Genomic DNA, 19103 nt, shown 5'->3' with positions numbered 1-19103 from the left:
GAAAAAAATATATAGCTATATTGCAGCGTTGGGTGCGGTGCTTTTGCTGAATGCTTGCGATAGTGATTTGGAAAAGGTAACTTATAATAGTGCTGAAGCAGTACCGGCTGCGCTTGAGGAGATAAAAACTTCTTGTGTATTGGAAAATAAAAAAGCAGATGAAGTGGCACTTACCTTGAATTGGACTGCACCAGAACTGAATTATTCGGGAGGCTACAGTGCTGCTGTTACCAATTATATAGAGATGGATGTGGCACAGAATAATTTTGCTAATAAGATGACTTTGTCGGCTGCTACCATCACTGATGTGACCAAGAGTTTTACTCATGGAGAATTGAATACTAATATCCTTAAATTGCTGAAGGATGGCTATGGTATGGATGTGGAAAATGATCCGGAAACATTTGTAGCTCGTAATTTTGAATTTAGAATCCAGAGCTCTGTATCTACAGAAGCTACTCCGGTTTACTCTAATGTCATTACAGTGAATATTACTCCTTATAGCATGGATATTGCTTATCCGGAAGTTTATGTGATTGGTAATTATTCTAGTTGGAAATGGGATACAGCACAGTCTCTGTTCAGCTTCAAGGAGAATGAAGATTATGAGGGTGTGATAGACTTTGGTGATAAATCTCAAGGTTTTAAGATTACCGGTGATAAGAATTGGGACAACGGGAACTATGGTGCTTCTGGAGATGGTGTAATTGAGGATGAAGCTGCTGAAATCACATTGATTAATGACGGTGGTTCAAAAGATCTCTCTTGTTACTCGGCTTACCGTTTCTATCGCTTTACTTTTAATACTTCTACTTTGGTTCTGAAGAAGAATTTGGGCTTCAATCAGTTAGGAATTGTAGGGGCTGCGGTTGGTAGCTGGGACAATGATGTAGTAATGGAATTTGATGCAGAAAAGCAGCGTTTCTATGCAGATGTAACCTTGACTGAGGGAGAGATGAAGTTCAGACTTGATGGAGCTTGGGATACAAGTTTTGGCTCTTCTACCGAAGGGTTGTTGGATAGCGGTGACAACATCAAGGTACCGGCAGGTAACTATCGTGTATACGTTAATTTGAATAACTCTGGTAATCAGACTTATGAACTGAATGCAGAGGATTATAATAAATAAATTGTAGGTTTTATATATAAAGGTATGTCTGCCTTTGCGCGGGCATACCTTTGTTCTAATACTTTGAAATTTCTATGAAAACGATTTGGTTTATTTGTATGTGGGTAGTCTGCGTGTGTACTGCCTTGTTGTCTTGTACTGAGGACGAGAAAATCATTGTTCCTGCTCCTAAACCTAATATTCCGCCAGGAGAAGTTCCTGAAGGATTCAGCTGTTCTTCTTCTCCCGATGCCGACCAGCCTCTTACTCTAACCTTTAAAGCTCCGGCTTCTTCTGCTCTTTATGGATTTACGGGAGATGTATACCTCCATACAGGTGTAATTGTAGAAGGCCAATGGCAGTTTGTACCAGCCGGTTGGAATGAAAATATTGATAAATGTAAATTCGAAAAGGATGCAGAACTGGAAAATGTATGGAGTATTACATTGTCGCCTTCTTTGCGTGAATGGTTTGGCTCAGGTACTACGCCGATAACTCAGTTGGGTGTTATTATCCGAAGTGCCGACGGTACAAAGAAAGGACTGGAAACCGATGAATTTATCACTGTAACTGACAACCTGTATACTGGTTTCGAACCGGGAGAAGTGAAGAACCAGTCTTTGCCTGCCGGTATGCAGTACGGCATTAATACCGATGTTGCGACAAATTCTGTGACGCTGGTACTTTATGACAAAGGAACTGATGGAGCACATCAGGATTATGCTTTTGTAGTGGGGGATTTCAACAATTGGACGTTAGCCAATGACGAGACCTCACAGATGTATCGTGATGAGGCTGCTGGCTGCTGGTGGATTACATTAAATAATCTTGATCCGTCTAAGGAATATCGCTTCCAGTATTATGTAGGTACAGAGATTGCGGGTTCCATGCGTTTGGGAGACCCTTATACCGAGAAAATCCTCGATCCGAACAACGATCAGTACATTCCTGAGAGCACTTATCCGAAAGCAGATATTGCTTATCCGGAAAAAGGGATTGGAATCGTATCTACCTTTAAGATTTCTAAGGAAAAATATGCTTGGAAAAATCCGGATTTCAAGATTAAAGATCCAGATAATCTGATGATTTATGAATTACTTTTCCGCGACTTTACCCGCAACAACGGTAGTGTAGATGTGGGCGATATTAAAGGGGCTTTGGCTAAACTGAAAGCCGGATATTTCCGTGACTTGGGAGTGAATGCCATCGAACTGATGCCTGTACAGGAATTTGAAGGAAACAATAGTTGGGGATATAACCCATTCTATTTCTTTGCCCTCGATAAGGCTTACGGTACAAAGGAAGACTACAAGGCTTTTATTGACGAATGTCATAGTCAAGGCATTGCCGTGCTGTTCGATGTAGTGTATAATCATGCAACTGGTTCGCATACTTTTGCCCGTTTGTTCTGGAATAGCTCTACCAATAAGACAGCCGATAACAATCCGTGGTTTAATGTAGATGCTCCTCATCCGTTCAGTGTATTCCATGATTTTAATCATGAATCGAAGCTTACCAGCGACTTTGTGAAGCGTAATCTGAAGTTTTTGCTCGATGAGTATAAGATTGACGGATTCCGTTTTGACCTGACAAAAGGCTTTACCAATACTCCATGCGATGAAGCCACTGCTAATAATTATGATGCAGGCCGTATCAAAATTCTGAAAGGATATTATGATGCGATTCAGGAAGCTAATCCGAATGCAGTGATGATTTGTGAACATTTGGTGGGCGATATGGGAGAAAACGAAGAGTTGGCGAACTATGGATTGAAGATGTGGAATAAGCAGTGTCAGGCTTATTATCAGACTGCTATGGGGTATGATTCTGATGGCAGTGGATTTGAGAATGTACGCTGGACAGGCAATGCCGGTAATCATGACGGTTGGGTAAGCTACATGGAAAGCCACGATGAGGAACGAACGGCATACAAGCAGGTTGCTTATTCGCAGGAACCTTTCCGTTCCAATTTGCAGGCACGCATGGCGCAGTTGGAGGTTAATGCAGCATTCTTCTTTACAATTCCGGGGGCAAAGATGATTTGGCAGTTTGAAGAACTAGGGTACGATGTGTCTATTAATGCCGACCTGCAGGGCAATGAATATCCGGATGATTCTCATCGGACAGATCCAAAACCTTTGCGCTGGGAGTATTTCAATGATTCGGCCAGAAAAAGATTGTACGATACCTATGGCAAGCTGATGAAACTTCGTCAGGCCAATCCGGAAGTCTTTGCACCGGAAGCCTTCCGAGAATGGCAGGTTGCTCAAGGTTACTGGGATAACGGACGTTGGATTCGTTTGCAAAGCACAAACGGTAAGCAACTGGTAGTGGTAGGAAACTTTACAACTTCAGAGATTACGGTTGCTAATGCACTGCCCAGTACCGGTAAGTGGTATAATATGGAAACAGGAGAAGAAGAAACAATATCTTCTACGTCGGTTACCTTGCCGGCTCATAGCTTCCGTGTGTATACAACATTTGCGGTACAATAAGTGTGTGAACATATAAATAGAGAGAGAAGACTTCGTATGAAGCCTTCTCTTTTTTTATGGCTGTCGTTTATTCTTATCGGGAAATAAGTGTTATATTACATTTCTATTTAATTTACATTGAAACGAATTTACAGAGATTTGAAAAGACTGTTACAATAAGGTGTTTGGATTATCGTACTTATATATACTATGAGTGAATGGATTACTTTTGCGGCGGGTAAAAAGAAATCAACATTAAACATAGACATATAATAGAGTATGAAAAAAAGAATCATTCCTTTCTTAGGAATTGCTTCGTTGGGAGTTTTACTTCCTTATCCTGTTTTAGGGGAAACAGTAAGTAGTGATTTGAATCATGTGTCCATGAGTACTTTAGCCCAGAGTGGAGAAAAGGTGCATGGACGTGTCGTTGATGAGAAAGGTGAAGCAATCATTGGTGCTAGTGTTTTGGTAAAAGGAACAACAAACGGTACTATTACAGATTTTAACGGTGAGTTTGATCTGGCTGTAGAAAAGAACAGCGTACTGGTTGTAAGCTACATTGGTTTTACTTCTTTGGAAATACGTCCGGAAGGTAAAAAAGAAATTGTAGTAACTATGAAAGAAAACACCGAATTGCTGGAAGAAGTTGTTGTGTTGGGTTATGGAGCTAACTCTCGTAAACAAGACTTGTCGGCATCTGTCGGTGTATTGAACAATACAGAAGAACTGACTTCACGTCCGGTTAGTTCTACTGAAGGAATGTTGCAAGGACAATTAGCTGGTGTTACAGTACAGTCGAATGGTGGAGATCCTACTTCTGCACCTTCTGTAGTAATCCGCGGACAAGGTTCTCAGAATGAAAACGGTGAAAAAGTTCTTTGGGTAGTCGATGGAGTTCCTGGAGCACCGATTACTTCTATGAATGATATCGAATCGATTGTAGTATTGAAAGATGCTGCATCGGCTGCTGTATATGGTGCACAGTCGGGAGCCGGAGGTGTTATCTTGGTAACTACCAAGAAAGCAAAAGAAGGCGCTCCTTCTGTTACTTACGATGCTACATTTGGTATTCGTCAGGCAACTAATCTGATTGAGCCTTTGAATGCGGAAGAGCAGTTGCAAATGAGAAAAATCTCTTATGCTAATGCCAATACTTCTTTACCCGATGGCTGGGATGTAAATAAAAACCCATGGATTGCGACTACACGTACAAACTGGATGGATGAAATTTTCCGTACAGCTTTCTATCAGCGCCATAATGTGGCCATGAACGTGGGTACAGAAAATGCTTCAAGCCGTTTGTCATTATCTTATGACAACGATCAAGGTGTATTGATTAATACATTCAACAAGAATCTGTCTTTGCGTTATAACGGACGTTTCAAACTGAACAAATGGGTGACTGTAACGGAAGATTTGATATGGAAGAATACAGAAAAGCGTAAATCAGATACAGAATCTGGTTACACTGGAGCTATCTTGTCGGCAGTGTATATGCCAGCCAGTGCTACTGTGTACAATCCGTTGGATGGTTCGTATGGAGGTGTAACTACAGAAGACCCTGCATATATTGAAAAATATGGTTCAAACTATGCCGATATCCACGGGGATGCAGTGAATCCGGTGCGTTTGCTGGAAGCAGACAACCGCTACGATAGAACAAGTGATGTATGGTCTACTACCAGTTTGGAGATTGCCAATATCCTGCAGGGATTGAAGTTTACCAGCCGTTTTACTTATAACTTGCAGAGCAATTATTATAAGAACTTTGCTCCGATTCGTGATGAAGTTGGAAAACCTAATTTGAACAACGAACTGGACGAGACTACTTTCCGCTCGGATACATGGAAAACAGAAAATACATTGACTTACGACCGTATTTTCGACAAACACAGCATCGGAGCTTTGGTATCTACTACTGCCGACCATTACAACAAGCGTGGTTTGGAAGTAACAGGTACTGATTTCTCTGACGAAACGGCTTATCTTCAGTATTTGGCTTATGCGGGTTCTGTAGCTGCGGAAGATTATCTGGAAGGTCCTGATGCCAACGTTTCCGCAATTGCCCGTCTGGCTTATTCTTATGATGACCGTTACTTCGTAACAGCTTCCTGGAGACGTGACTATGCAGGACGTTTGCCAAAAGAAAACAATTACGGTGACTTCCCTGCTGCTACATTGGCATGGAAGATTTCGAATGAAAAATTCTTCCCGAAAAACGATGTCGTAAACTTGGTGAAACTGCGTGCATCATGGGGACGTGTGGGTAACTTGGGTTCTATCGACTATAATTACCGTTCAACTGTATTGGGACAAGAGTTTTCTAACGATTATGGACAATATGGACAACAGTCTTCATGGGGTAATGTAATCTATAACTCGATTGCAGTAAATCCTAATCTTACTTGGGAAACCTCAGAACAGTGGGACTTAGGTTTGGATCTTGATTTGTTCCAGAACCGTTTGTCTTTGCAGATGGACTACTTCGATAAACGTACTTTCAATCTGATTCAGACACAAACCATGAACTGGCCTTCTACCATTGGTCTGGATGCTATGTTGGTAAACCAGGGTGAAGTGCGTAACCGTGGTTTCGAATTTCAGGCTAACTGGAGTGATCGGGTGAATAACAACTTCTCGTATTATATCAGTGGTAATTTTTCTTACTTGAAAAACTGGGTATCGGATATAGGTGTGAAAAATGCAGATGGTACACCGGGAGTATGGGTTGGTGAAGGAGAATTCCGTTCTACACTGCCTTATATGTATCAGACAGCAGAAGGTCAGCCTCTTAATTCTTACTACTTGATTAAGACCGATGGTATTTTCCAAAGTGATGCAGAAGCTGCAGCTTATGTAGACAAGAACGGAAACCGTATTCAGCCGGATGCTGTAGCTGGTGACTTGAAGTTTGTAGACTATAACGGAGACGGTAAGATTGATGATGGTGACCGTCAGTACTGTGGTAGCGCTACTCCCAAAACAACATTCAGCTTATCTGGAGGTTTTACTTATAAGAAACTATCTGTAAGTGCAATGTTGCAGGGTGTAGGTGGGGCTCAGTCACTGTATGTAGCAAAATGTATGTTACTCAGCGATGTAGAAGGTAACTTCAACCGTTCGAAAGAAATTTTGAATGCATGGAGCGAAACAAATACTTCTTCTGATATTCCACGTTTGTCTAAGAACGACCCGAATGGAAACTTCACTACTCCATCCGACTGGTACTTGGAAGATGCTTCTTACTTGCGTTTGAAAAACCTGACTGTATCTTACGATTTGAGTGATTATCTGCGTAAATGGTCACATATGAAGGAAAGAAACAGTAGCCTGATGGTATACCTCAGTGGTGAAAACTTGTTTACTATTACAAATTATTCGGGTATGGATCCTGAAACAGGTGGATACGATGCCTTGAAATATCCTGTATCTCGAGTATTCTCTTTCGGTCTTAAACTTACTTATTAATAATTGAATGAACATGAAAAAATATATATCAGTTTTAGCGTTGTCTGTTGCCTTGCTTAGTTCGTGCAGCGATTTCCTGGATGTACAGTCTGAAGGAAGTCCTATCACAAACGCCTATTTTACCAACGACCAACAAGCCATTGATGCAATAGACGGACTTTATAAACCTTTCCATAAGGAAACCATGTTCGGACGTGACTTGTTCTGGGAACAGGGAGCCGGATGTGACGTAGTATGGGGACGCTCCAGAAGTTTCAACACCTTGGCTACAATGGCTTATACCGGTGATGAGAGTCCGTTGAAAAGTGCATTCGAACTGCTTTATCAGAATATTTCCCGTTCAAACTGGATTATTCAGCAATTGTTGAAGAAGCAGGCGGAAAAAGGACTTTCTGCGATTGAAACAAGAAGTCTGGGAGAAGCTTATTTCTTGAGAGGTTTTGCCCATTTTTATGTGGCATACCGTTATGGAACAGACGAACAGGGAGTACCTTTCATGCGTTACGAAGATCTGCCAGGCGATTATGATAACTCGATTCCTCCTCAGCAGAAATCAGTAGAAGATAACTACCGATATATCATTGAAGATATGGATCAGGCTATCCGCTATTTGCCTAAATTCGAAGAGTATGATACTGAAAATAGAGGTCGTGCACATCAGGCAGCAGCTGTAGCCTACAAAGCAAAAGTATATGCTTACTGGGCTACATGGGATGCTACTCAGTGGGAGAATGTAATCAAAATGGTTGATTTGCTGGAAACAGAATACGGACGCGACCTGAATCCTTCTTTCTCTCAGCTGTTTTCTTCAGAATATGCTGATTTCTGGAATCAGGAATATCTTTGGACAATTCCCTCGGACGGAGGTAATATCGGTGGGGGAGTAGACTTCCCGGGAGTAGTATTGGAAAACAAAGGATGGGGTGTATATAATGGCTGGGGACAGCTGAAACCGACTCTTGATATCTATGAAGAAATGGTGAAAGACGGTGAAGGTAACGAACGTCTTGTACGTTCTATTCTTGAGTACAACCAGGAATTCGAATATTTTGGTACGACAAAAAAATTCTATTCTACAGCCGATTATGAAGCCGGCTTTATGATTAATAAGTATATGGATCCGTTCAAACATAAAAATCCGGTAGAGAATGGATATGTGAATGCAAATGGAGACTGGCCTACCGCACGTCTGAATTTCCCGATTATGCGTTTTGCAGAAATGAAACTGTTCCGTGCTGAGGCTTATCTGATGACTAACCGTGCTGATTTGGCTAAAGGAGATTTGGATGATATCCGCGAACGTGTCGGTTTGCAGCCACTTGATCATACTCCGACAATGGCTGACTTGTATCATGAACGTCGTTGTGAGCTGGCATTCGAGTTTACTGACCATTTGTTCGATTTGAAACGTTGGACTCAGTCTTCTAATGCAGAAATCAAGGCTTTGGCAGAAAAAGAACTGAATGCCCGTCCTCGTATCCGTAAGTATGACGATCGTTCAAATCCGGAATCAACCTGGACTGAAGCTTATTATGAAGATTATACCAACAAACGGCCTTATGAGCAGTATATGAGAGTATTCCCTTATCCTTCGGATGTGGTGAAGAACTCAAATGGTAAACTGAAGCAAAATAAAGGTTATTAAGAAGTGAATAGATATAAATAATATAACTTTGTAACCGTCGATTCTGGATTTCGCTCGTCTGAGAATTGGCGGTTATATTATTTTTCAAACATTAATCTGTAAACTGAAACATATGAAGACAACACATTTTCTTGTATCTTCTTTATTTGTAGCGGGTCTTTCTTTATTGGGGCACGATACGGTAGTGGCACAGCAATATCCGGTCAGAATTCATTCGCATAATGATTATAAGCAAACAGTACCTTTCTACGAGGCTTATTCACAGAAAGTGTATTCGATAGAAGTCGACTTGTTCTATAAAGGCAAGGAGTTTTATGTGGCTCACGACGAAGAGGATATTAATTCGGAGTTAACCTTCGATGCTTTGTATCTGAATCCTATTCTGTCGCTGTATCGTCATAATGAAGGCAGAGCGTGGAAGGGATCGGATGAGAAAATGCAGTTGCTGGTAGAAATCAAGTCGGATAATACTGACGCTTTTCTGAAAGCATTGCAGCGTAAACTGAACAAGTATCCGGAAGTATTCAATCCGTCAGTCAATCCGTATGCGGTTCGTATTGTGATTACAGGTAATGTGCCAGAGCCCGAAGACTTTGACAAGTATACTTCTTATATTCTTTTCGATGGCAATTTATCAGAAGACTATACAGAAAAGCAACTTGAACGGGTAGGGGTATTCAGTACCAATTTCCGTGACTTGTCGAAGTGGAATGGAAAAGGCTCATTGGTAAAAGAAGACAAGAAAAAAGTGGTTGCTGCTATTGAAAAGGCACATGCTATGGGTAAACAGGTTCGTTTCTGGGGAGCTCCCGATGGTATGACTGCCTGGAATACTTTCCATATGTTGGGAGTAGATTATATCAATACGGATAAGGTAGAGAAGTGTACAGCTTTTTTCAGTGACTGGCATAACAAGCATTATGAGATTGCTTCAAAAGCTGTAGAGTCGGTACAGGGGGTAACCAAGACAGATCGTCTGGACAAGACTACTCACGATTTTGAGGGATTCAAGAATGAGAAGTTGCAGTTGGCAGAGCCGGTGAAGACTTATGTTCCTTCATTTGAATCCGATGGAACAGACCGTCCGGTGAAGAATGTCATTTTCCTCATTGGTGACGGTATGGGATTGGCACAACTTACAGCTGCAGATCGTGTAAACAAAGGCTTGACCATATTGAATATGCAGCATCTGGGACTGATTTCCACTTCAGCAAAAGATGCCTTTACTACCGACTCGGCAGGTGCCGGAAGTGCATTGGCTACCGGAGAGCAGAATAATAATCGTCATATCAGTATGAGTGAGGATGGAGTGGCTTATCCTTCGTTGACCGACTTTTTTGCAGAGCAGGGAAAACAGTGCGGGGTTGTGACTTTGGGAAATGTGGCCGATGCTACACCGGCGGCATTTTATGGACATACTACTGAGCGTGATAATGCCGATGAGATTACCCGTGAACTGCTGAAAGGAAAGATTTCTTTGCTGGCTGGTAGTGGTATGAGTAACTTCAAAGACAGAAAAGACGGAGTTGACTTATTGGCTGAGCTTCAGAAAGAAGGTTATCAGGTAGTTACAGAAGTGGCAGATATCAAGGCCGACGGAAAGAAAACCATCTGCATAGACGAAGAAATGGAAAAAGCGGCAGAAGCAAAGACCATCGGCTTATTGGCAGAAACAACTGCCCGTTCTATCGATAAATTGAGCAAGAGTTCTCCTGAGGGATTCTTCCTTATGGTAGAAGGAGCAAAAATTGACTATGCCGGACATTCCAATTGCTTCCCGGGTTCGATAGTAGAGACTTTAAGTTTTGATATGGCAGTGGCTGAAGCCTTGAAGTTTGCCGACAAGAACGGAGAAACGTTGGTAATTGTAACAGGCGACCATGAAACCGGTGGTTTGACCTTGATAGACGGTAGCAATGAAACGGGATATATGACGGCTCTTTATGTGACCGACGACCATACACCGATTATGCTTCCGGTATTTACTTACGGCCCGCAGGCAAATAAGTTTATCGGTAAGTATGCCAATTATGAAATAGCCCGTAAAATTAAGGCGTTGATGAAAAAATAATATTGCGAAGGCAATAAATTTATGGAAAAGGCTGTATCGGATATTTTCTGATATAGCCTTTTCATGTTTAGGGATAGATTTGTATATGTACAAAAGTAAATGGAAATTCTTCTGGAAATACGCTATATTCAGCGACGATGTCTGTATATCCGACGTCGTTGGCTGTACATTCAGCACCGTCGGCTCTCTATCCGGCGTTGTCGGTGATAGGATATAACTTGGATTGTATAGCGATGCTATTGAATGAAAGTAACTTGTTCTTTATGGAATACAGCCCCTTATGCGAGAGGGCAAATAGAAGACAAAAAGTGGAAAAATACCCGTATTAGAGAGAATTGGGAAAAATAATTTTGTATTTTTGGTTCTCTGTTAATGAAAGAATCAATATGAAAATACCCTTATTCCTCTTCTGTTGCATGCAGTTGTTACTATTCTCCTGTAATTCTTTTGCATGGGGGAAGTGTGGTATTTCCGATACTTTGGATACTAAACCGGTACACCGTATCGGCATGGATTTGCGTCCTTCGTATGTATTTCCTACCCGTGGATTCTTCAGCGGAAACAATGCTAAAGGCAAATCTGTGAATACCCAACTGGCGGCACATCTTAGATATTCTTTTCAGTTTTCTCCTGCTTCTCGTCTCAGGCAACTTTATCCGTATGCTTATCAAGGGGTAGGAGTGGCTTATAACACTTTTCCTCAAACGTCGGAAATGGGTAATCCGGTTGCTGTTTATGTATTTCAAGGTTCTCGGATAGCCCGTTTCTCTTCTCGTCTTTCATTGGATTATGAATGGAATTTCGGGGCTTCGTTTGGATGGAAAAAATACAATCGGGAAACAAATCCATACAATGATGTGGTAGGGTCGGCCATCAATGCTTATATCAGTGCCGGTTTTTTCTTGAATTGTCAATTGTCTCCAAAATGGAATCTGACGGCAGGTATCGATTTTGTACATTACTCCAATGGAAACACTAATTATCCTAATTCCGGGGTCAATACAGTAGGAGCCCGCATCGGTTTATCGCATACATTGGGGCAGGAAGTAGGGAGGCAGCATGTGTCTGAACATTGGGGGAAACTTTCGGGCAGGCAGCGTTTCTGTTATGATTTTGTGGTGTATGGTTCTACCCGTAAAAGAGGAATTATGTGGGATGAAGAGCATGGTGAATTGATTCCAGGGTCGTTTGGGGTAGCTGGATTTAACTTTAATCCCATGTATATTGTAAACAAGTATTTCCGGACAGGTATATCGCTTGATGCACAGTATGATGAAAGTGCTAATTTACGGGAGTTTCGCGTGGAAGGGACCGGTGGAGAAAATATCAAATTCTATCGTCCGCCGTTTCGTGAACAGATTGCCGTAGGGGTATCCTTACGTGCTGAACTGAATATGCCAATTTTTTCGGTAAATGTGGGAATCGGACACAATTTGTTTTTTACAGGAGAAGATACACGTGGCTTTTATCAGATATTGGCCTTGAAAACCTTTCTTACCCGGCATGTTTTTCTTCATGTGGGATATCAGTTGAACAACTTTAAAAATCCGAATAATTTAATGTTAGGGATAGGATACCGTTTCGGAAGATAAAAGTTCGGATATAGCAAAGGCTCCCGAAAGCAATATTCTGTTTTCCTTTCAGGAGCCTTTGTATGGTGTGTGGAAGAAGATTTGTCTTTTTCCACAGTATGTAAGAATAACAGTGTTATCCTAACAGTTCTTTTACTTTGGCAGAGATGGCGCGTCCTTCTGCAAGACCAGCCAGTTCTTTGCTGGCAACACCCATTACCTTACCCATATCTTTGCCACTTGTAGCACCTGTACGGGCAATGATTTCTTTTAGCTTAGCTTCCAGCTCTTCTGCCGACAATTGTTTGGGCAAGTAAGCTTCGATAACGTGTACCTGAGCCATTTCTGCTTCAGCCAGGTCGGCACGTCCCTGTCCTTCGTATACAGCGGCTGAGTCTTTACCCTGCTTTACCAGTTTCTGCATGATTTTCAGTGCAGCATCGTCTGTCAGTGTATCGTTGGCTCCCGGAGCTGTCTTGGCTTCGAGGAAGAATTTCTTTACATTGCGCAAGGTTTCCAGTTTTACCTTGTCTTTGGCTTTCATAGCCTCTTTGATATCATTGCTGATTTGATCGAATAAATCCATAGTCGTATTTTTTATTGATATAGTTTAAAATGTAATAATACCTGAGTTTGTATCAGTCGTTTCCGGTTGGTTGCTGACAGGAGCATCAATGGTTGACTTCGATTTGATACTTTCCAAAATCAGTTTGGTACGCTGATAAGTAGGACTCGCTTCTACCATGCTGATGATGTCGTCGTTGTCCAAATCTTCCTGTGAGAAAGTATAGATATTGAAGCGGCGTTTGTCTTTGTTGCTCTTGATGATGCTTTCGCCGTAGTATTCGTCACGGCGTTCGTCGCGGCGCTGTTCTTCTTCTTCCAGTTTTTCCAGGCGTTGCTGTTCTTCTGCCGAACGTTTGTTGAGCAGATTGTCCATACCCGGAATATTCTTGATACCGAATCCGGTAGCCAGAATGGTAAACTTTACTTTGTTCTCCAGTGCATCATCGATATAAAGACCCCATTTGGTTTCCACATCTTTTCCAAAACGGCTCATGAAATCGTGAACTTCGTTCATTTCTTCCATCATCAGGTCGTTCTGGCTGCTGTATGAAATATTGAACAGAATCTTTTTGGAGTTGAATATATCATTGTTGTTCAGCAACGGAGAGTGCAGGGCATCGTTGATGGCCTGTGTTACACGGCCTTCCCCTTCGCCGAATCCGGTACTCATGATAGCTACACCTCCGTCTTTCAAAACAGTTTTCACGTCGTTGAAGTCGAGGTTGATTTTACCACGTATCGTAATGATTTCGGCTATGCTTTTTGCTGCAATAGAAAGTGTGTCGTCTGCTTTACCGAAAGCATTCAATACACTGATATCGGAATACACATCGCGCAGACGCTCGTTGTTGATAACAAGCAGTGCATCTACGTGCTTGCTCATTTCTTCTACGCCATCGAGTGCCTGGTCGATTTTCTTATTTCCCTCGAATACAAATGGAATTGTCACAATCCCTACAGTCAGGATGCCCATATCCTTGGCAGTCTTGGCAATGATAGGAGCTGCACCAGTACCGGTTCCTCCACCCATACCGGCTGTGATGAATGCCATTTTACAGCCGTCGTTCAACATGTTTTTTACATCTTCCAAACTCTCTTCTGCGGCTGCACGTGCGCGTTCGGGACGGTTTCCGGCTCCCAGCCCTTCGCTTCCCAACTGGAGTTTGATAGGTACAGGCGATTCGTCGAGTGCCTGATTATCTGTATTGCAAACCACGAATGTTACATCGTGGATTCCTTCTCTATACATATGGTTGACTGCGTTGCCACCGCCACCACCTACACCGATGACCTTGATGATGCTCGGTGTTCCACCTTGAAAATCGAATGGCATAATTGTTTCGTCAGACATAGCTTCTTTTTCTTATATGTGGTGAATATTTTAATCTTTCATGATATCATCGGCCCCTTCCTTAATCTTTTTCATAAAGATACGGAACGGATTGTTATCATCTTTCTCTCGTTTGATTTCGGCTATCAGTTCGCCAATTTCATCGGCACGTTCATGCAGACCGATGGTTCTGGCTTCTTCTGCCTTGTTGAGCGCTGATTTATAATTTTTCTTACCCAATAACCGTTTGGCTTCTTTGATAAGATTGTCACAGTTTTCCAGTTTTTCACGCTTTCTCTGCTCTTCTGCCTCTTTTTCTCTGCGGATACGTTCCTCTTCTTCTGCTTTCTTTCTGGCCTCTTCTGCTTTACGTTTCTGCTCTTCGATGTCTTCGAAAATTGTACGCTGGTAGCCATGCGGGTCTATCTTGCAGCAGTTTTCCTTGCCGGCATAAAGCAGTCCTAAAAGTGTATTATGCGTACCGTCTTTAGGTATTTCAACAGTTCCGGTCAAGCTGACTTCGCCAATTGGGACGATTCGGATTTTCTCGATATGAGTCAGACGGGCAAAGGCTTTGTCGAAATTGGGAAGATTGGAGGCTCCTCCTGTTACAATGATGCCTGCAAGCAACTTGTCGCTGTAGCCTGAAAGAAGGATCTGATTCCAGACGTTTGTCAGGATTTCTTTCACACGTGCTTCTACAATATCCTCCAACTTGCGTGCCTTGATAGAATATTTCCCGTCAATAATGAATTCTTTGTTGGGGTCTGCTTCGTATTCTGCAGTATCGGTATAAGCACTGGCATATTGTAACTTCAAATGTTCTGCATCTTCTTCTTCAATCTGCAGGCTGCAAATATCCTTTGTGATGGCATTACTGCCCAAAGGAATGACGGCCAAATGACGGAGAATATTGCTTTTATACACTGCTACAGTGGTAGTATCCGCTCCGAAGTCAATCAGAGCACATCCTGAGCGCTTTTCACTGCTGCTTAAAACGATATCGGCAGTGACTGAAGGAGATAGTAAGTATCCGGCAACTTCGTATCCTGCTTGTCTTACGCATTGCTCAATGCTGCTTTTTAAAGTATTGCGGGCAATGATATTGAGATAACGTCCTTCGATATGATCGGAAGGAATACCTACAGGTTCGGTTGTCAAGTTGTTGCCAACTTTATATTCTTGTGGTTCTACGGCAAGTATTTCTTTGTCCGGCAAAGCAATTTCACGGTTGCTTTTCATCATAGAATCAATCAAAGCCTGTGATATTTTGGTATCTTCATCCAGTTGTTTGACTTCTGTATGATGAATGCTGCGTACAGACTGTCCTCCCATACCCACATACACTTTCTTGATGGATGCCTGTAAAGTGCTTTCCAATTGCTTGATGACTGAGCTCAGTCGCTGGGTGGTTTTGTCTAAGTTATAAATCACTCCTTTCTTTATGCAGTCGGCAGAATACTCATTGGCATAGGCAAGAATCTGTATGCTTCCGTCTGCGTTTTTTTTCCCGGCAACGCCTGTGATTTTGGTTGATCCCAGCTCGATTGCTACTATAAAATCTGTTACTGCCATATCTTAATTCTCCTTTTTTGTACAAATAATTTGGTTGCTGAACTCTATACTGATACGTTCGTATTTGTTCCAGCCTACCTGATTTAAAGCCTCTTTATAGAAGGTCTGCAATTTACTGAATTTTTCGTTATAATCGCCGCCTTTTCCTAAAAAGAGTATGTGCTTTCCTACTCGAGGTACTAATTCCAGTTCCAGTTTAGGAGTCACATTTATTTGTTCTATCTGTGCTTTCCAGAATTCATTACTCTGTAGGAACTTTGCCAATGGATAAAGTTCTTCTTTTGCAAACTTCCGGTCTATGAATCCTGTTGCTACCGCCACATGTACGGGTTGACTAAGAGTAGTCATAATCTCTCCCTTGCTGTCAAGATAATAATTATCTCCATTATTGCTGAGGATACGGATGATAGGAACACGTTGATAAAGTTCGATGGCAACTTTTCCTCCACTGGTCAGATAACATTCTGCTTTTTCGATAAACGGATGTTTGGTAAGCGTTTCTTCTATACGTCGCACATTGATACTGCCCAATTCTTTACCCTCGGGAAAGAGTTTGTTACGTTTCAAAATACTTTTGATTTCATCTGAAGTGATAAAACCATAGTCGATGCTGTCTTTTATGCTCAATTCCATACCCTTGCAAGCCCGCTGATTGGGTTCGCTGTTCAGTACGGTAGCAGACAACACGAGGTAAGCTGCTATCAGTAAAAGTATGCAGAGTATGAAAATTCGTTTTATCATCGGTCTTTTAATATATCGTAAATTTGAGGTACGTAATTATCTATGTCGCCGGCTCCCAATGTAATAAGCACATCGATAGGCTTGTTCTTCAACAATTCTATTAACTCTTCTTTTTTGCAGATGCATTTTTGCATATCGGGGCGAAGGCTGTTGTAAATAAGCTCGCTGGTTACTCCTGGAATAGGTGCTTCGCGTGCTGGATAGATATCAAGCAGAATGACTTCGTCTAGAAGAGACAGACTGTCTGCAAATTCCTGATAAAAATCACGGGTGCGTGTATACAAATGAGGCTGAAATACTGCAGTGATTTTTCTATTCGGATACAATGTGCGGATAGAAGTGACGCTTTGTTTGATTTCTGCCGGATGATGTGCATAGTCGCTTAGTAAAACAATTCGTTCGTTTTTCAACTTAAAGTCGAAACGACGATCTACTCCTCCGAAACTTGCCATGGCATTGCGTATTTCTTCTGCTGTTGCTCCGCCAATCTGTGCCAAAGCCATTGCAGCAATACCGTTTTCAATGTTTACATAAACAGGTACTCCCAACTGTATATTTGTGATGTTTCCAAGTGGTGAAACATAGTCAAAATAGATTTCTCCATTTTCTATTCTTATGTTCTCTGCATGGAAGTCGCCTTCTGTAGTAGAGTAGGTATATATTGTAACTCCCTGTTGCACGTCTGGTACAAGCTCCAATCCTTTTTTCAATATCAGATAACCATCCGGACGTATCAGAGATGTGTATTTACGGAAACTTTCCAGGTAGGCTTCGTGAGTACCGTAAATGTCCAAATGATCGGAGTCTGTAGCGGTGATAACAGTAGCATACGGTGTCAGCCAATGGAATGAACGGTCGAATTCGTCGGCTTCGATAACCACAAACTCACTTTTTTCGGACAACAGCAGGTTGGTTCCATAGTTCTTGGAAATACCTCCTAAAAATGCGTTGCAGCCAATGTGAGACTGGTGAAGCAGGTGGGCTGCCATCGTCGAGGTGGTTGTCTTTCCATGTGTACCAGCTACACACAGGCCTTTTTCGGTTTGTGTAAGCATACCCAATACCTGCGCACGTTTCTGTATTTCAAAGCCATGTTCCTTGAAATACACCAGCTCCTGATGTGTGGCTGGTATGGCAGGAGTATAAATTACCAGTGTGGTATCTGGGTTTAGGAAATCACTTGCAATAAGGGCTGTATTTTCTTCGTAATGAATGTCAGCCCCTTCTTTTATCAGTTTTTCTGTCAGTTCACTTGGAGTACGGTCATAACCTCCTACTTTCTTGCCTTTCGACAGAAAGTAACGGACTAAGGCACTCATTCCTATTCCTCCGGCTCCTATAAAATAGACTGCAGATAGTGTATTAATGTTCATGTTTCTGTTGATATTGTTCTGCTAACTTACAAACCTCTTGTGCAATGATATTGGCAGAGTCTTTGAAAGCTAATGCAGCAATGTGGTTACTTAACTTCTTCAATACTTCCGGTTGCTGTACTGTTTTTATAGCCAAATCCAGCAATTCTTTTTCGGCTTCTGCATCTTTAACGTAGAGAGCTGCCTCTTTGTTGACCAGAGCAAGAGCGTTTTTGGTTTGATGGTCTTCAGCTACATTGGGTGAAGGTACCAGAATGACCGGCTTCTGCAACAGACAGAATTCGGAGATGGAACCGGCACCTGCACGGCTGATTACTAAATCGGCCGCACTATAGGCTGTAGCCATATCTGAGATAAAGTCTGTAGTATAGAGCATCGGTAGTTCTCCTGCTTGTTTGACTGTCTTTCTAGCTTCGTCGATGTAGAATTTACCAGTCTGCCAGATGAATTGTACGTCGGAATGTTTGATCTTATCCAATCCTTTCATCACACAGTTGTTGATAGTGCGTGCTCCCAGACTTCCACCTACAATCAGTATTGTTTTTTTCTGAGGATCCAGACCGAATGAACGGATGGCTTCTTCCTTATTGATGGATTTCAGTAATCCTTGACGGACAGGGTTTCCTGTTAATATGATTTTTTCTTTATCAAAGAAGCGTTCCATGCCTTCGTATGCCACACATATTTTATCGGCTTTTTTAGCCAGTAATTTATTAGTGACACCAGCATACGAGTTCTGTTCTTGGATGAGAGTTGGAATACCCATCATTCCTGCCATCTTTAATGTGGGACCACTGGCATATCCTCCCACACCTACTGCAGCATGCGGTTGGAAGTCTTTAATGATTTTACGTGCTTTCAGCTGACTGCGTATAATCTTAATCAATACGCTGAAATTCTTCAGAAGGTTTTTTCGGTTGAATCCGGCAATAGGAAGACCGATAATTTTATAACCTGCAGCGGGGACACGTTGCATCTCCATACGTCCTTCTGCTCCGACGAAAAGAATTTCTGCGTCAGGATGTTGTTCTTTTATGGCGTTAGCGATAGATACAGCCGGAAAGATATGTCCTCCCGTTCCACCTCCGCTGATAATGATTCTTAATTGTTTTTTCATTGTCTTTATTTTATTGCAAAGTTATGAATAAACTCTTAAAATAATGATTGTTTACTTTTT

The 19103-nt window shown here is 41.9% G+C and carries 12 protein-coding genes; 6 read left to right on the top strand and 6 right to left on the bottom strand.

All coding sequences use genetic code 11. The annotated features are described in order from the left end of the window. The 6 genes from WKU26_RS10945 to WKU26_RS10920 form a co-directional block, all read left to right on the top strand. Nucleotides 1–1129 (top strand): SusE domain-containing protein (locus WKU26_RS10945; protein ID WP_340322027.1); only part of this gene is annotated, 1129 nt, incomplete at its 5' end. A 74-nt stretch (nucleotides 1130–1203) separates the two neighbouring features. Further along, nucleotides 1204–3603 carry an alpha-amylase family glycosyl hydrolase gene (locus tag WKU26_RS10940; RefSeq protein WP_340322026.1) on the top strand — a complete coding sequence of 800 codons (2400 nt, stop codon included), beginning with the start codon at nucleotides 1204–1206 and terminating at the stop codon, nucleotides 3601–3603. A 363-nt stretch (nucleotides 3604–3966) separates the two neighbouring features. Continuing rightward, the gene (locus WKU26_RS10935) at nucleotides 3967–7053 is read left to right on the top strand and encodes a SusC/RagA family TonB-linked outer membrane protein (protein ID WP_340322030.1); all 3087 of its coding nucleotides are present in this window, start codon (nucleotides 3967–3969) and stop codon (nucleotides 7051–7053) included. Between the two features lie 13 nt (nucleotides 7054–7066). Next, a complete protein-coding gene (locus WKU26_RS10930; protein WP_340322025.1) occupies nucleotides 7067–8698 on the top strand; it encodes a RagB/SusD family nutrient uptake outer membrane protein in 1632 nt (543 codons plus the stop codon). 112 nt (nucleotides 8699–8810) lie between these two features. Continuing rightward, nucleotides 8811–10769 carry an alkaline phosphatase gene (locus tag WKU26_RS10925; protein ID WP_340322024.1) on the top strand — a complete coding sequence of 653 codons (1959 nt, stop codon included), beginning with the start codon at nucleotides 8811–8813 and terminating at the stop codon, nucleotides 10767–10769. 386 nt (nucleotides 10770–11155) lie between these two features. Beyond that, complete coding sequence (locus tag WKU26_RS10920; RefSeq protein WP_445323240.1) at nucleotides 11156–12361, top strand: acyloxyacyl hydrolase; 1206 nt, start codon at nucleotides 11156–11158, stop codon at nucleotides 12359–12361. Between the two features lie 115 nt (nucleotides 12362–12476). Here the strand turns inward: WKU26_RS10920 and WKU26_RS10915 are convergent, their stop codons facing one another. The 6 genes from WKU26_RS10915 to murG are packed head-to-tail and all read right to left on the bottom strand — an operon-like array spanning nucleotide 12477 to nucleotide 19043. After that, on the bottom strand, nucleotides 12477–12926 hold the full coding sequence (locus WKU26_RS10915; RefSeq protein WP_269878059.1) for a GatB/YqeY domain-containing protein: 450 nt from the start codon (nucleotides 12924–12926) through the stop codon (nucleotides 12477–12479). A gap of 24 nt (nucleotides 12927–12950) precedes the next feature. Next, nucleotides 12951–14258, bottom strand: coding sequence for a cell division protein FtsZ (gene ftsZ / locus WKU26_RS10910; RefSeq protein ID WP_269878060.1), 1308 nt, complete (start codon nucleotides 14256–14258; stop codon nucleotides 12951–12953). A gap of 30 nt (nucleotides 14259–14288) precedes the next feature. Continuing rightward, complete coding sequence (ftsA, locus tag WKU26_RS10905) at nucleotides 14289–15812, bottom strand: cell division protein FtsA (protein ID WP_340322023.1); 1524 nt, start codon at nucleotides 15810–15812, stop codon at nucleotides 14289–14291. Between the two features lie 3 nt (nucleotides 15813–15815). Beyond that, entirely contained in the window at nucleotides 15816–16553 is a 738-nt protein-coding gene (locus WKU26_RS10900) for a cell division protein FtsQ/DivIB (protein WP_340322022.1), read from the bottom strand. Further along, complete coding sequence (murC, locus tag WKU26_RS10895) at nucleotides 16550–17926, bottom strand: UDP-N-acetylmuramate--L-alanine ligase (RefSeq protein WP_340322021.1); 1377 nt, start codon at nucleotides 17924–17926, stop codon at nucleotides 16550–16552. The genes WKU26_RS10900 and murC overlap by 4 nt, the downstream gene beginning before the upstream one ends. Beyond that, entirely contained in the window at nucleotides 17916–19043 is a 1128-nt protein-coding gene (murG, locus tag WKU26_RS10890) for an undecaprenyldiphospho-muramoylpentapeptide beta-N-acetylglucosaminyltransferase (protein WP_340322020.1), read from the bottom strand. The genes murC and murG overlap by 11 nt, the downstream gene beginning before the upstream one ends. Nucleotides 19044–19103: the final 60 nt, after the last annotated feature.

The sequence above is a fragment of the Phocaeicola sp. HCN-40430 genome (assembly GCF_037890285.1).
GTDB classification, from domain to species: domain Bacteria; phylum Bacteroidota; class Bacteroidia; order Bacteroidales; family Bacteroidaceae; genus Phocaeicola; species Phocaeicola acetigenes.
Note: the sequence above shows the minus strand (reverse complement) of the source record. Positions and strands in the feature narration are given on the sequence as shown.

Coding starts and splice junctions, on each gene's coding strand:
- WKU26_RS10940 (WP_340322026.1), top strand. CDS start 1,204: ATGAAAACGATTTGGTTTATTTGTATGTGGGTAGTCTGCGTGTGTACT.
- WKU26_RS10935 (WP_340322030.1), top strand. CDS start 3,967: ATGAGTACTTTAGCCCAGAGTGGAGAAAAGGTGCATGGACGTGTCGTT.
- WKU26_RS10930 (WP_340322025.1), top strand. CDS start 7,067: ATGAAAAAATATATATCAGTTTTAGCGTTGTCTGTTGCCTTGCTTAGT.
- WKU26_RS10925 (WP_340322024.1), top strand. CDS start 8,811: ATGAAGACAACACATTTTCTTGTATCTTCTTTATTTGTAGCGGGTCTT.
- WKU26_RS10920 (WP_445323240.1), top strand. CDS start 11,156: ATGAAAATACCCTTATTCCTCTTCTGTTGCATGCAGTTGTTACTATTC.
- WKU26_RS10915 (WP_269878059.1), bottom strand. CDS start 12,926: ATGGATTTATTCGATCAAATCAGCAATGATATCAAAGAGGCTATGAAA.
- ftsZ (WP_269878060.1), bottom strand. CDS start 14,258: ATGTCTGACGAAACAATTATGCCATTCGATTTTCAAGGTGGAACACCG.
- ftsA (WP_340322023.1), bottom strand. CDS start 15,812: ATGGCAGTAACAGATTTTATAGTAGCAATCGAGCTGGGATCAACCAAA.
- WKU26_RS10900 (WP_340322022.1), bottom strand. CDS start 16,553: ATGATAAAACGAATTTTCATACTCTGCATACTTTTACTGATAGCAGCT.
- murC (WP_340322021.1), bottom strand. CDS start 17,926: ATGAACATTAATACACTATCTGCAGTCTATTTTATAGGAGCCGGAGGA.
- murG (WP_340322020.1), bottom strand. CDS start 19,043: ATGAAAAAACAATTAAGAATCATTATCAGCGGAGGTGGAACGGGAGGA.